Origin of the sequence: Pseudomonas paeninsulae (assembly GCF_035621475.1) — a bacterium.
Lineage (GTDB): Bacteria > Pseudomonadota > Gammaproteobacteria > Pseudomonadales > Pseudomonadaceae > Aquipseudomonas > Aquipseudomonas paeninsulae.
The window spans coordinates 4,407,061-4,420,956 of record NZ_CP141799.1; the positions used below are offsets into that span (position 1 = coordinate 4,407,061).

General features: G+C 64.2%; 12 protein-coding genes and 1 pseudogene. 7 read left to right on the forward strand and 6 right to left on the reverse strand.

Features of this window, described 5'->3' with window-relative positions; all coding sequences use genetic code 11:
- Position 1: 1 nt before the first annotated feature.
- On the reverse strand, positions 2-1,435 hold the full coding sequence (locus tag VCJ09_RS20345; RefSeq protein WP_324731860.1) for a cytochrome ubiquinol oxidase subunit I: 1,434 nt from the start codon (positions 1,433-1,435) through the stop codon (positions 2-4).
- A 289-nt stretch (positions 1,436-1,724) separates the two neighbouring features.
- On the opposite strand from VCJ09_RS20345, the gene VCJ09_RS20350 reads away from it, so the two are divergent.
- Positions 1,725-2,975: an MFS transporter gene (locus tag VCJ09_RS20350; RefSeq protein WP_324731861.1), complete on the forward strand. Its 1,251-nt coding sequence runs from the start codon at positions 1,725-1,727 to the stop codon at positions 2,973-2,975.
- A 224-nt stretch (positions 2,976-3,199) separates the two neighbouring features.
- On the opposite strand, the gene VCJ09_RS20355 is transcribed toward VCJ09_RS20350, so the two are convergent.
- Entirely contained in the window at positions 3,200-3,754 is a 555-nt protein-coding gene (locus VCJ09_RS20355) for a DJ-1 family glyoxalase III (protein WP_324731862.1), read from the reverse strand.
- 319 nt (positions 3,755-4,073) lie between these two features.
- On the opposite strand from VCJ09_RS20355, the gene VCJ09_RS20360 reads away from it, so the two are divergent.
- Positions 4,074-5,369 carry an NCS2 family permease gene (locus VCJ09_RS20360; protein ID WP_324731863.1) on the forward strand — a complete coding sequence of 432 codons (1,296 nt, stop codon included), beginning with the start codon at positions 4,074-4,076 and terminating at the stop codon, positions 5,367-5,369.
- A 109-nt stretch (positions 5,370-5,478) separates the two neighbouring features.
- Positions 5,479-6,567, forward strand: a complete 1,089-nt coding sequence (gene trmA, locus VCJ09_RS20365) for a tRNA (uridine(54)-C5)-methyltransferase TrmA (RefSeq protein ID WP_324731864.1) — start codon at positions 5,479-5,481, stop codon at positions 6,565-6,567.
- Between the two features lie 31 nt (positions 6,568-6,598).
- Here trmA and VCJ09_RS20370 read toward each other — a convergent pair whose 3' ends face one another.
- Positions 6,599-7,864, reverse strand: a complete 1,266-nt coding sequence (locus VCJ09_RS20370; protein ID WP_324731865.1) for a cation:proton antiporter — start codon at positions 7,862-7,864, stop codon at positions 6,599-6,601.
- 125 nt (positions 7,865-7,989) lie between these two features.
- Entirely contained in the window at positions 7,990-8,376 is a 387-nt protein-coding gene (locus tag VCJ09_RS20375) for a DUF4345 domain-containing protein (RefSeq protein ID WP_324731866.1), read from the reverse strand.
- 132 nt (positions 8,377-8,508) lie between these two features.
- On the opposite strand from VCJ09_RS20375, the gene VCJ09_RS20380 reads away from it, so the two are divergent.
- Together VCJ09_RS20380 and ypfJ are read left to right on the forward strand one after the other, a co-directional pair.
- Complete coding sequence (locus tag VCJ09_RS20380) at positions 8,509-8,943, forward strand: DUF411 domain-containing protein (protein WP_324731867.1); 435 nt, start codon at positions 8,509-8,511, stop codon at positions 8,941-8,943.
- Between the two features lie 70 nt (positions 8,944-9,013).
- Positions 9,014-9,888: pseudogene (ypfJ, locus tag VCJ09_RS20385) on the forward strand (KPN_02809 family neutral zinc metallopeptidase).
- A gap of 100 nt (positions 9,889-9,988) precedes the next feature.
- Here the strand turns inward: ypfJ and VCJ09_RS20390 are convergent.
- Positions 9,989-10,876 carry a PA4780 family RIO1-like protein kinase gene (locus tag VCJ09_RS20390; RefSeq protein WP_079203253.1) on the reverse strand — a complete coding sequence of 296 codons (888 nt, stop codon included), beginning with the start codon at positions 10,874-10,876 and terminating at the stop codon, positions 9,989-9,991.
- A gap of 230 nt (positions 10,877-11,106) precedes the next feature.
- Here VCJ09_RS20390 and ada point away from each other — a divergent pair, with 230 nt between their 5' ends.
- Positions 11,107-12,162, forward strand: a complete 1,056-nt coding sequence (ada, locus tag VCJ09_RS20395; RefSeq protein ID WP_324731868.1) for a bifunctional DNA-binding transcriptional regulator/O6-methylguanine-DNA methyltransferase Ada — start codon at positions 11,107-11,109, stop codon at positions 12,160-12,162.
- A gap of 65 nt (positions 12,163-12,227) precedes the next feature.
- The gene (locus VCJ09_RS20400) at positions 12,228-12,467 is read left to right on the forward strand and encodes a hypothetical protein (protein ID WP_324731869.1); all 240 of its coding nucleotides are present in this window, start codon (positions 12,228-12,230) and stop codon (positions 12,465-12,467) included.
- 88 nt (positions 12,468-12,555) lie between these two features.
- Here VCJ09_RS20400 and VCJ09_RS20405 read toward each other — a convergent pair whose 3' ends face one another.
- Positions 12,556-13,833 (reverse strand): acetyl-CoA C-acetyltransferase, encoded by a 1,278-nt coding sequence (locus tag VCJ09_RS20405; protein ID WP_324731870.1) that lies wholly within the window; start codon positions 13,831-13,833, stop codon positions 12,556-12,558.
- Positions 13,834-13,896 lie beyond the last annotated feature (63 nt).

Below are 13,896 nucleotides of genomic sequence, written 5' to 3' on the forward strand. Positions count from 1 at the left end.
TTCAACTCCTTCCACTCAGGGTGTCGTTGTCGTCCAGCCCCTCATCCGCGGCGGACAACGGACGTGATGGCGTGCGCGGCTGCCCAGGCCCGCCTTCGATAGCTTGCTGGCCTTCGCCGGTGACCGGCCCCTTGCGCACCAGGCGCATCATGTAACCGAGCCCGGCGCCGAACAGGGCGAAATACACCACCACGAACAATGCCAGGGTCAGGCTCATCTGCGCGAAGCTATGCCCAGAGGAAGCATCGGCGGTGCGCATCAGCCCCTGGATAATCCACGGCTGGCGACCGATCTCGGTGGTGTACCAACCGGCGAGCAAGGCGATGAGCCCCGAAGGCCCCATCCACACCACCAGATGGAGGAACGCCCGCGACTGGAAGAGGCGACTACGGGCGCGCAGCCACAGGCTCCAGAGGCCGGTGAGGATCATCAGCATGCCGATCCCGACCATTACCCTGAAGGTCCAGAACACCACGGTCGCGTTGGGCCGATCCTCCTTGGCGAACTCTTTCAGTGCCGGCACTTGCTGGTCCAGGCTGTGGGTCAGGATCAGGCTGCCGAGCGCCGGAATTTCCAGCTTGAAGCGGGTTTCTTCGGCGTCCATGTCCGGCCAGCCGAACAGGATCAGCGGAGTCGGCTCATCACCGTGGTTTTCCCAGTGGCCCTCGATCGCGGCGATCTTCGCCGGCTGGTACTTGAGGGTGTTGAGGCCATGCAGGTCGCCAATCACCGCCTGGATCGGCGCGACCAGCAGGGCCATCCACATGGCCATCGACAACATCTTGCGCAGCGCCGGATTATCCCGGTCGCGCAGCAGATGCCAGGCCGCCGAAGCACCGACGAAAAACGCCGTGGCCAGGAACGCCGCCGTGGCCATATGGGCCAGTCGATAGGGGAAGGACGGATTGAACACCACGGCGAACCAGTCCACCGGAATCACCCGCCCGTCGATGATCTCGAAGCCCTGGGGGGTGTGCATCCAGCTGTTGGAGGCGAGGATCCAGAAGGTCGAGATCAAGGTGCCGATGGCAACCATCAGGGTGGAGAAAAAGTGCAGACCGGGACCGACGCGCTGCCAGCCGAACAACATGACGCCGAGAAAACCCGCCTCGAGGAAGAACGCGGTGAGCACTTCATAGGTCAGCAGCGGCCCGGTGACCGCCCCGGCGAAGTCCGAGAAGGCGCTCCAGTTGGTGCCGAACTGATAGGCCATGACCAGGCCGGAGACCACGCCCATACCGAAGTTGACGGCGAATATTTTCGACCAGAAGTGGTACAGATCGCGGTAGACCTCTTGCCTGGTCTTCAGCCACAAGCCTTCCAATACCGCCAGATAGCTGGCCAGGCCAATGGTGATGGCCGGAAAAATGATATGGAAGGAAATAGTGAAACCGAACTGGATTCGCGCCAGGTCGAGAGCCTCTATGCCGAACATGGAGCATCCTCACTCAGGTTAATCGGGGCACAGCCGTGTGCGCGCTCCTATCGATATGGGAACGCAAAAGGGTGCGATTGTTCTTGTCATTACGGGGTGACACTGCGTACTGGGCCAAGGTAGCCTCAGTAAAACCCAACCCAAACGTTGATCTGAATCAAGTATTGGCTAGAGAGTAACGCCTCGCCCGACGCTTGCCGCTGTGGTTATTTGTCGCGCACGCCGCTCGCCCAACACACCTGCCATGCTAGGCTGGCGCCCCTTCAGTAGTTAGCTATCTAAATAAATCATGAGCGTCCACGCCAAGCTACTCCTGCGTCACCAGCGCCCCTTCATCGCCTTCTGGCTGGCGCGGGTCGGCACCGCCAGCGGTTTCCAGATGCTCACCGTGGCCATCGGCTGGCAGATGTACACGCTGACCGGCAACGTACTCGACCTGGGCCTGGTCGGCCTGGTCGAGTTTCTCCCGCGGATACTGTTCATCCTCCTCACCGGCCATGTGGCGGATCGCTTCGACCGGCGCAAGGTCGCCGCGTTGTGCCAGGGCGCCCAGGGCCTGACCGCCCTGGCCCTGCTGCTTGGCAGCAGCGCCGGCGGCCTCACCCGCGAGATGATTTTCCTGATCGCCTTTCTGCTCGGCAGCGCCCGCGCCTTCGAGATGCCGACCACCCAGGCGCTGCTGCCCAACATAGTGCCACCGGCGCTGTTTCCCGCCGCCGTAGCCGCCTCCGCTTCGGCGATGCAGACCGCGACCATAGTCGCGCCGGCGCTCGGTGGCCTGCTCTATGCGGTGGATGCGGGCTGGGTCTACGGTCCCGCCGCAGTACTCTATATCGGCGCTCTGAGCCTGATGCTCAGCCTGCCGTCGCGCCAGTTGCCGCTGAAACAGAAGGCTTCGCTGGAGTCGCTGCTGGCCGGCTTTCGCTTTATTCGCAGCCGCCCCGCAGTGTTCGGCGCGATCTCCATGGACATGTTCGCGGTGCTGCTCGGCGGCGCCACTGCGCTACTGCCGGTATTTGCCAAGGACATCCTGCTCACCGGCCCCTGGGGCCTCGGCTTGCTGCGTTCGGCGCCAGCGGTGGGCGCGCTGCTGATGTCGCTGTGGCTGGCGCACTTCCCCATCGAGCGCCGGGTCGGCCCGGTGATCTTCACCTCGGTGGCGATCTTCGGCGTGGCGACCATCGGCTTTGGCCTGTCCACCTCACTGTGGTTCAGCCTGGCGACGCTGGTGGTGCTGGGCGCGGCGGACATGGTCAGCATGGTCATCCGTGGCGCCTTCGTGCAACTGCAAACGCCAGACGAAATGCGCGGCCGGGTCGGCGCGGTGAATGGCCTGTTCATCGGCGCGTCGAACCAGCTCGGCGAGTTCCGTGCCGGGGTCAGCGCAGCCTGGTTCGGCACCGTGCCGGCGGTGCTGATCGGCGGCGTCGGTGCCCTGCTGGTCACCGGCGCCTGGATCAAACTCTTCCCCGCTCTGGCGCAGCGCGATCACCTGAGCGAACCACGCGACGAAAGCGCAGGTTCTGCGCCAGAACCGTAGGGTGGGTTAGGCGCTTGTTCCGGCCTGGCAGTCACCTCCGTTCATGTTGCGCCGTAACCCACCATGGCCGCGCCTCGGACTACTGCTTGGTGGGTTACGCGGCGCGCAAACACGGTGTCGAATTAACGATCTTTACCTGCGCCGCTAACCCACCCTACGATTCGATCGCTGGCCGCTTGCGCCGCAACACTGTCATTGATCAATGACCTTGAAAGGCATGGCTCTCAATGCACCAGCATCGCCTCGGCCACCTGCTTGCGCGTGCCTTTGCCGCGCAGTTGCTCGACCAGGGTCAGGGCGAACTCGAGCGCGGTGCCCGGGCCCTGACTGGTGATGCAGTTACCGTCGACCACCACCGACTGGTCGATGAAGGTGCAACCGCTGAGGCGCTCGCTGAAGCTCGGGTAGCAGGTCATCTGCCGCTGCTTGAGTACACCGAACGCCTGCAAGGCCACCGCTGGCGCCGCACAGATCCCGGCGAACCATTTGCCGGCCTTGGCCTGCTGGCGCACCCGTTCGGCCAGCGGTTCATGCTCGGCCAGGCGTTGCGCACCGGGCATGCCGCCGGGCAGTACGATCAGGTCGAACTCCTGGGCCAGGACGTCGACCAGCATGGTGTCGGCAGTCAAACGGGTGCCGCGGGCGCAGGTGATCATGCGCCGGCCTTCGATGCTGGCGACCACCACCTCGACCTCGGAGCGGCGCAGCACGTCGATCAGGGTCACGCATTCGATGTCTTCGACGCCATCGGCAATGGTGATAAGGGCACGTGAAGTCATGTTTGCCTCCTCGAAAAACCCAACGAAAAGCGTCCACAGGGCCATGCCTGCACCGCATGCGGACGAGCTGTTATGATGCGCGCCTTTTTCCAGATCGCCAGCAAAATCATGCGCATGTGCTTTGCTTTCGGTCTGCACATTGAAGGCGCGAAGAAACACTCTCGCCGGCTGCCGCCTCTATGCGCCCGCCGTCGACGTTGCGCCACGTGAAGAACGGGGCTATTTAGTTCACGCAGTGCGCCTTGCCGCGAACGCCTGGAGAAAGCCTCGCGACGGCGCTCGACATGTTTACAACCTCTTACGCCATAGGGAGCCCTGCATGCTGGAACGAATCTTCCACCTCAAAGCGCATCACACCACGGTACGCACCGAGCTGCTGGCCGGCCTCACCACCTTCCTGACCATGGCCTACATCCTCTTCGTCAACCCCAATATTCTGGCCGAAACCGGCATGGACAAGGGCGCGGTATTCGTCGCCACTTGCCTGGCCGCCGCCATCGGCTCGGCGATCATGGGCCTGGTGGCCAATTACCCGATTGCCCTGGCGCCGGGCATGGGCCTCAACGCCTTCTTCACCTACACCGTGGTGCTGACCATGGGCCACACCTGGCAGGTGGCGCTGGGCGCGGTGTTTCTCTCCGGGGTGATTTTCTTCCTGCTGTCGATCTTCAGGATCCGCGAGTGGATCATCAACAGCATTCCCATGGCCCTGCGCGCCGGGATTGCCGCCGGCATCGGCTTGTTCCTGGCGATCATCGCGCTGAAGAACGCCGGCATCGTGGTAGACAATCCCGCCACCCTGGTCGGCCTCGGCGACATGAGCCAAGGCAGCGTACTGCTGGCCTGCCTGGGTTTCTTCGTGATCGCCGCCCTGGCCTACCGCAAGGTCACCGGCGCGGTGATGATCGGCATCCTGCTGGTCACCGGCCTGTCCGTGGCCTTCGGCTTTTCACAGCTCGACGGCGTGGTATCGATGCCGCCGTCGCTGCTACCGACCCTGCTGCAACTGGACATCGCCGGCGCCCTGGACATCGGCCTGCTCAGCGTGATCTTCGCCTTCCTCTTCGTTGACCTGTTCGACACCTCCGGCACCCTGATCGGGGTCGCGCAGAAGGCCGACCTGCTGGATAAGGATGGCAAGATGCCTAAGCTCGGCCGCGCCCTGCTGGCCGACAGCACCGCAACCATGGCCGGCGCCGCGCTGGGTACCAGCACCACCACCAGCTACATCGAATCCGCGGCGGGCATCAGCGCCGGCGGCCGCACTGGCCTGACCGCCTGCGTGGTCGCCCTGCTGTTCCTCCTCAGCCTGTTCTTCGCCCCACTGGCCGGGGCCATCCCGGCCTTCGCCACCGCCCCGGCGCTGCTGTTCGTCGCCGTATTAATGATGAGCAGCCTGGCCCAGATAGACTGGGACGACCTAACCGTCGCCGCGCCGGTGGTGGTGGCCGCACTGGCCATGCCGCTGACCTTCTCGATCGCCAACGGCATCGCCTTCGGCTTCATCAGCTGGACAGTGGTAAAGCTGCTGGCCGGACGCTGGCGCGACCTCAACCCGGCGTTGCTGGTGTTGTCGGTGTTGTTCGTGATCAAGCTGGGCTGGTTTAACGCCTAACGACAACCCCGTAGGAGCGGGCCATGCCGCGATCATGTTTCGCGGGCATAGGCTAGGCGCCCCCGCAGCTCCTACAAGTGCCGTAATTCATACGAGTCCCAAGTAATCCATGAGCCGTCTCCAGTTCGATCCCAGCACCTATGCCGCTCAGCTCGCCGAAAAGAAAGCCCGCCTGGTCGAGCTGCTGGCGCCCTTCGAGGCCCCCGAGCCGGAGGTGTTCGAATCGCCACGCGAGCATTACCGCCTGCGCGCAGAATTTCGCCTGTGGCGCGAAGACGGCACCCGCCATTACGCGATGTTCGAGGCCGGTGACAAGTACACGCCGATCTTCTTCGAAGACTTCCCCATCGCCAGCCTGCAGATCAATGCCCTGATGCCGAAGCTGAAAGCGGCCTGGCAGGCCAGCGAGGTGCTGAGTTTCAAGCTGTTCCAGGTCGAATTTCTCACCACCCTGAGTGGCGATGCGCTGATCACCCTGTGTTACCACCGCCCGCTGGACGCAGCCTGGCAGGTTGCGGCGGAACAGTTGGCCGCCGAACTGCAGGTTAATATCGTCGGCCGTTCGCGCGGCAAGCGTATCGTCATCGGCAAGGATTTCGTCGAGGAAGAAATGCAGGTGGCCGGTCGCCGCTTCCGTTATCGCCAGCCGGAAGGCGCCTTCACCCAGCCCAACGGTGAGGTCAATCAGAAGATGCTCGGCTGGGCCTACGACGCATTGGGCCAGCGCGACGACGACCTGCTGGAGCTGTATTGCGGCAACGGCAACTTCACCCTGCCGCTGGCCACTCGGGTGCGCAAGGTGCTGGCCACCGAGATCAGCAAATCCTCGGTAAATGCCGCCCTGGCCAACCTGGCCGACAACGCCGTGGACAACGTCACCCTGGTACGCCTGTCCGCCGAGGAGCTGACCGAAGCCCTCAACGACGTGCGGCCGTTCCGCCGCCTGGCCGGCATCGACCTGAAGAGCTATCAGTTCGGCAGCGTGTTCGTCGACCCGCCGCGCGCCGGTATGGACCCGGACACCTGCGAACTGACCCGGCGCTTCGAGCGCATCCTCTACATCTCCTGCAACCCCGAGACCCTGGCCGCCAACATCGCCCAGCTCAGCGATACCCACCAGGTCACGCGCTGCGCCCTGTTCGACCAGTTTCCCTACACCCACCACATGGAGTCGGGTGTGCTGCTGGAGCGGCGCTAAGCGCCGCCCGACCTAGCCGCGGCCAGCCACTTCAATCGTCTGCGGTAGCCGTCTTGTCGTGGTAGATCTTCTTCACCAGCGGCCCGATGGTCAGCCCCTGGATCAGGATCGAACCGAGGACGATGACGTAGGTGATGCTCAACAGCAGGTCGCGCTCAGGGCCAATCGGCAGGGACAGCGCCAAGGCGACCGAAATGCCACCGCGCAACCCGCCCCAAGAGAGGATGCGAATCGCCCCCGCGGGAATGCCGTCACCTGATTTCGGCAGGCGGCGCAGCAGGAGGATGGCCGGAGCGATGGTCACGATGCGCGCGCCCAGCACCAGCAGGGCCATCAAGATGCCCGCCGCGACATTCAGCCAGGAGAAGGGCAACAGCAGGATTTCCAGGCCCATCAAGGCAAACAGGAAGGCGTTGAGCATCTCGTCGATCAATTCCCAGAATTTGTCGACATACAGCCGGGTCTGATCGGACATGCCATAGCTGCGACCCATGTTGCCGATGATCAGCCCGGCCACGACCATGGCGATCGGCGCCGAGACATGGGCGCCCGCCGCCAGTGCAGAACCACCGATGACCAGGGCCAACGACAACATCACCTCGACCTGATACTGGTCGATCGAACGCATCATCAGGTAGACGCCGTAGCCCAGCAGCAGTCCCAGAGCGATGCCACCCAGCGCCTCGGTGGCGAACAGTTCGACAATGCCCAGCGCCGAAGGCGCCTGCCCCTGCAGGGCGACGGTCAGCAGCACGGTGAACAGCACCACGGCGGTACCGTCGTTGAAGAGACTCTCGCCGACGATGGTGGTTTCCAGCGGCTTCGGCGCCCCCGCGCTGCGCAGTATGCCCAGCACCGCAATCGGGTCGGTTGGCGAGATCAGCGCACCGAACAGCAGGCAATAGAGGAAACTCACCGACCAACCAAACAGCGCCAACATCCAGTAGGCCATGCCGGCAATCATCAGCGTCGAGAGCAGCACTCCCACGGTGGCCAGCAAGCCGATCGGCCACTTATAGCTGTGCAGGTCGTCAAGTTTGACATGCAGGGCCCCGGCGAACAGCAGGAACGACAGCATCCAGTCCATCAACAGGCTCTGGAATGACATCTGCCGGAGCATGTCGCCAACCTGATCCTCAAGCACCGGGTAGCCTGCCAGGGTCACCCCATGCAGCACCAGCGAGAAGATCAAGGCAGTCGCCATGACCCCGATCGCCGGCGGTAGATTGGTGAAGCGGTAGCTGACGTAGGTCATCAGCGTCGTCAGGCAGATGAATGCCGCAGCCAACTCAAGCATTGCTTATCCTTAGGGGTCCATCAGGTAATGAGGGCAGCGGCGCCCTTGCAGCCCGCTCGCGCGGCGCGAAGATAACCTGTTCACAGTGCAACCGCGCAGCGCCAGAGCACATCGCCGGCCTCGCGCTATAGCCGCGACAGCCCACGCAATGCCCAGAAAGCCAGCCCGGCGGACACCACCTCAACCAGCAATGCCAGCAGATTGAAGGTCTGCTGGGCGCCGCCGTCCAGCCACAGGCCGCCGATGCGCGCCAGCGCCAGCGAGCTGTAGAGCAGCACCATCAGGGTCAAAGCGGCGCGGGTCAGATCGAGACGACTGAGGGCCAACGCCAGGAATGTCGCCAGGCCGATCTGCAAGCCGCCGTAATAGGCGCGCACATCGGTCGCCGCGGCAGGCGCCATCAGCAGCATGCCACTGAGGTTGGCCATCTCATGGGGACGGACGAAATAGGCCAGGCCCAAACCGGCCAGCGCCACCATCTGAATAACCAGAATCACCCGTGCAAACAGCATCGCCAGCTCCCTTTCCCCAATAATCGTCCGCGCAGCATAGGCTGCCCAGGACAGATCCGGATACAGCCGCTGATTTGGCCCCCTGCCCGGACAGCGTTATGCTCGGCCAACAATCCACAGGGGAGTTCCTGCATGCGTCCGTTAATCCTTATCGCCGGCCTCTTCGCCGGCCTCGCCCAGGCCGCCGAGCCGATCGACATCGACGTGCACCGCGACGCCAATTGCGGCTGCTGCAAGGCCTGGATCAGCCATCTGCAGGAGAACGGCTTCAACGTCATCGACCACGTCGAAAGCGACATGAGCGCGGTCAAGCAGCGTCTAGGCGTCCCGCCACGCCTGGCCTCGTGCCACACCGGGGTGATCGACGGTAAATTCGTCGAAGGCCACGTGCCCGCGGCCGACATCCTCAAACTGCGCCAGCAGCCTGATCTACTCGGCGCCGCCGTGCCGGGTATGCCGACCGGCTCACCGGGTATGGAGATGGGTGACCGCCAACAGGCCTACCAAGTCATCGGCCTGGACCGGCAGGGCAAGCAACGCACGCTCAGCACCTACCCAGGCAACTGACGGCGCCACTGGCGCCCGCCCCGATGAGCAACGACACTGAAGGCCTGCAGATGGCCAAGGGAGCCGGGCAATGCGCTGGAAACGGGCAAGACGCAGCGACAACGTAGTGGATGCGCGCGGCCGCAGTGGCGGCACACGGTTTGGCGGGGCCAAGGGCTTGAGCCTCGGCGGCATCGCTGCCGTGGTGATCATCGGTTTGCTGATGGGCCAGGATCCGCTGCAGATCCTCGGCCAGCTGGCCGGCCAGGCCACCCAGACCAGTTCGCTCGGCCAGCAGCGCAGCGCGCCCCCGGCCGTCAACGACGAACAGGCGGAGTTCGTCCGCGCCATCCTCGGCGATACCGAGGACACCTGGCGCGAAATATTCCAGAGCGCCAAGCGCCAATACCGCGACCCGACCCTGGTGCTGTTTCGTGGCGGGATCAATTCGGCCTGTGGCTTCGCCAGTTCGGCGGTCGCCCCTTCTACTGCCCCGGCGATCAGCGGGTCTACCTGGATATGGCGTTCTTCCGTGAACTGGAACAACGCTTCGGCGCAGCTGGCGACTTCGCCCAGGCCTATGTGATCGCCCATGAAGTGGGGCATCACGTACAGACCCTGCTCGGTGTATCGGCCAAGGTAAATGCGGCACGGCAACGCGGTGAACGCATGGAGGGCGACAACGGTCTGCTGGTACGCCAGGAACTGCAGGCCGATTGCCTGGCCGGGATCTGGGCCCATCATGCCCAGCGCCGCCTCGACTGGCTGGAACCGGGCGACCTGGAGGAAGCACTGAACGCCGCCAATGCCATCGGCGATGACCGTTTGCAGAAACAGGCGCGCGGCCAGGTGGTGCCGGACTCCTTCACCCACGGCACCTCGGCGCAGCGCGTGCGCTGGTTCACGCTCGGCTTCGAACAAGGCCAGATCGGCCGTTGCGATACCTTCCAGGTGGCACGTCTGTAGGGGGCGCTATTTTCATCCAGCATGGCGGTGATCGCCATGCTGGATGGAAGAAGTCGGGCTGCAACGGCTCGCGCCTCAACCCTCGCCTAGCGTGCGGCGACTACTGCGCCCAGGGCGGCGGCGGTTCCTCACCGGAAGGGGCGTCTTCGGCATCGAGCAGCGCCAGCCGACGCGCTTCTTCGGCCAGGGTGGCCTTGATCTCGCGCATCACCGCATCGATATCGGCGGCCTCTTCCGGGTCGTCGAACTCGCCGGTCAACAGGCTGTCTGGAGTCAGCTCGCCGACCTCGTACAATGCCCACATTTCCTTGGCGTACTTGCTGAACTTGAGTTCCGGGGCGAACTGGCCGAAGTAGGCGGACATGTTGCCGACATCGCGCTCGAGCATGCTGAAGGCATGGCTATTGGCAGCGGCATCGACTGCCTGGGGCAGGTCGATGATCACCGGGCCTTCAGGACCTAGCAGTACGTTGAACTCGGACAAGTCGCCATGCACCAGGCCGGCGCAGAGCATCTTGACCACTTCACCGATCATGAAGGCATGGTATTCGCGGGCATCATCCGGGTGCAGGTCGACATCATTGAGGCGCGGTGCAACGGCGCCGTCATAGTCGAGGACCAGCTCCATGAGCAGCACACCCTCGAGAAAGTCGTAAGGCTTGGGCACCCGCACCCCGGCGCCGGCCAGATGGAACAAGGCGGCCACTTCGGCGTTCTGCCAGGAGTCTTCCTGGCCCTTGCGGCCGTACTTGGTGCCTTTGGTCATGGCCCGCGTATCACGGCTGCTGCGCACTTTACGGCCTTCCTGATAGACCGCTGCCTGCCGAAAACTGCGCTTATTGGCCTCTTTGTAGACCTTGGCGCAGCGCAGCTCATCACCGCAGCGCACCACGTACACTTCGGCTTCCTTGCCACTCATCAGTGGGCGCATCACTTCGTCGACCAGACCAGCCTCGACCAGGGGTTCAATACGTTTTGGCGTCTTCATTAGCTTTAATCTGGGGTCCTGTGTTGCCCTATTCGCATATACCGCCCGTTATACGGCAATCCTCGGGCAGCGCCCAGCCCACGGAGCGCCATGTGTCCATTAGCGAACCAATAAATGTGGCGCAGACACTGAACATCCAGACATTCAACGGCAGATTTGAAAGCGCAATTCGCATTGGCGTACTCGGCGCAAGGGTCGACAATCGACTCATCATCCTGCGGAGCCGCGCCATGCTCGACACCGACCTTTGCTGGCAAGCCGTCTGCGCGCGCGATGCCGCGCGCGATAACCAGTTCGTCTTCGCCGTGCGCTCCACCGGTATCTACTGCCGACCGAGCTGCCCGGCGCGGCGACCGCGACGCGAAAACGTCAGCTTTCATGCCACCCCGGCGAGCGCCGAAGCGGCAGGGTTTCGCCCGTGCAAACGCTGCTCCCCGCAGGGCATCAGTCCGGCCGAACAGCTCGATCAACTGGTCGCCGCCGCCTGCCGCCTGCTGGTCGAACAGGACAAAACACCCACCCTCGAACAGCTCGCCGCGCGCATCGGCCTATCGCCCTCGCACCTGGCTCGCGCGTTCAAGGCGCGCACCGGACTGACGCCAAAGGCCTGGGCCAATGCCCAGCGTCGCGCGCAGCTGGAGGCCAGCTTGGCGCAGGCCGAGTCCGTGCTGGATGCCGCGCTGGCCGCCGGCTACTCCGACACCAGGGCGCTTTATCAACACCGCGATGGTTTGAGCCCCGCGCAACGCCGTCGCCAGGCCCCCGGCGAAACCCTGCGCTATGCCATCGCCGCCTGCCCGCTCGGCCAGCTACTACTGGCCAGCAGCGCCAAGGGCGTCTGCGCCCTGCTGTTCGGCGACAACCCCGAGGACGTGGAAAGCGAGTTGCGCCAGCGCTTCGCCGCCGCCCACCTGCAACGCGACGATGCCGGCCTGGGCAACTGGCTGCAGCAGATCATCAATCAAATCGAAACCCCACAGCGCGCCGCACAACTGCCGCTGGACTTGCGCGGCACGGTGTTTCAGCAACAGGTGTGGCGCGCGCTGCGACAAATCCCCGCCGGCCAGACCCGCTGCTATGGCGAACTGGCCGCCAGCATCGACAGCCACCCGCGAGCCGTGGCCCGGGCCTGCGCGAGTAACCCGCTGGGCCTGCTGATACCGTGCCATCGGGTGATCGGCGCCGACGGCGCGCTCAGCGGCTACCGCTGGGGGCTGGCGCGCAAGGCGGCGCTGCTGGAAGGCGAACGAGCCGGCAGCCACACACCCGAACCCGAGGCGGGCTGAATCATCCAGGGAAATCGCAGCCGATTCGGTTGTCCGAACTAAAAGGAACCTAGGAGAATCCCACCATGCATGAATTGAAGCACTACCAAGTCGACTACCGCATCAACGGTCACCCCGACGCCCTCACTCTCGACGAATTCGACGAACCCACCCTCGATCAGGTGCGCCTACTTCTGCTGCACAAGCACACCGACGGGCTACGCATGGTGGAAGACGCCCCCTGGGAGCAAAACCTGCGTTCCAGCCTGGATCGCCGGGCCGATGAAGTGGGCCTCAGCGATATCCGCATCCACCTCCTCGACTAAAAGCGTATGAAAAAACTCCCACCTACGTAAGCCGATGGGTATCGCTTCGCTCGACTGCATCCTACCCACCCCATAGCACCTAACGGTTTCAGCGCTCCAGGATAGCCGTAACCCCCTGACCGCCAGCGGCGCAGATCGAGATCAGGCCGCGGCCCTCACCTGCCACGGCGAGCAATTTAGCCAGGTTGGCGACAATGCGCCCGCCGGTGGCGGCGAAAGGGTGACCGGCGGCCAGCGAGCTGCCCTTGACGTTCATCTTGCTGCGGTCGATGGCGCCCATTGGCTGGCTCAAACCCAGGCGGGTCTTGCAGTACTCGGCGTCTTCCCAGGCCTTGAGGGTGCAGAGCACCTGCGCGGCGAAGGCTTCGTGGATCTCGTAGTAGTCGAAGTCCTGCAGGCTCAGGTTATTGCGCGCCAGCAGGCGTGGCACGGCATAGACCGGCGCCATTAGCAGGCCTTCGGCGCCGTTGACGAAGTCCACCGCCGCCGCTTCGCCATCCCTGAGGTAGGCGAGAACCGGCAGGCCACGGGCCTTGGCCCAGTCTTCGCTGGCCAGCAGCACCAGCGATGCGCCATCGGTCAGCGGGGTGGAATTGGCGGCGGTCAGGGTGCCGCGCGGGCCCCGCGCGAACACCGGCTTGAGGCTGGCGAGCTTGGCGAGATCGATGTCCGGGCGCAGGTTCTGGTCGCGGGTCAGGCCATTGAAGGGCGTGATCAGGTCGCTGTGCCAGCCTTCGGCATAGGCCGCGGCCAGCTTCTGGTGGCTGGCGACGGCCAGCAGGTCCTGCTCATCACGCGGGATGGCCCAGGTTTGCGCCATCAGCTCGCAGTGCTCGCCCATCGACAACCCGGTGCGCGGCTCGCTGTTGCGCGGCAGCGACGGTAGCAGATGACGCGGACGCAGCTTGAGCAGGGCCTTCAGCTTGTCACCGGTGGTCTTGCCGCGATTGGCCTCCAGGAGAACCTGCCGTAGCCCTTCGCTGACCCCGATTGGCGCATCGGAGGTGGTGTCCACCCCGCCGGCAATGCCGCACTCGATCTGCCCGAGGGCGATCTTGTTGGCCACCAGCAAGGCCGCCTCCAGACCGGTGCCACAGGCTTGTTGCAGGTCATAGGCCGGGGTTTGCGCCGCCAGACGCGAGCCGAGCACGCATTCGCGCGTCAGGTTGAAGTCGCGCGAATGCTTGAGCACCGCGCCGGCGACCACCTCGCCCATGCGCTCGCCATGCAGGTTGAAGCGCTCGATCAGGCCTTCCAGGGCGCTGGTCAGCATCTCCTGATTGCTTGCCGTGGCGTAGGCCGCATTGGAGCGGGCGAAGGGAATGCGGTTGCCGCCGACGATGGCGACGCGACGCAGCTGGGTCATGCTGGACTCCTTGCAAAATGAATGAGCTAGCCACAAGGCTAGCCTAGTGGCCTGTGTGGCTAG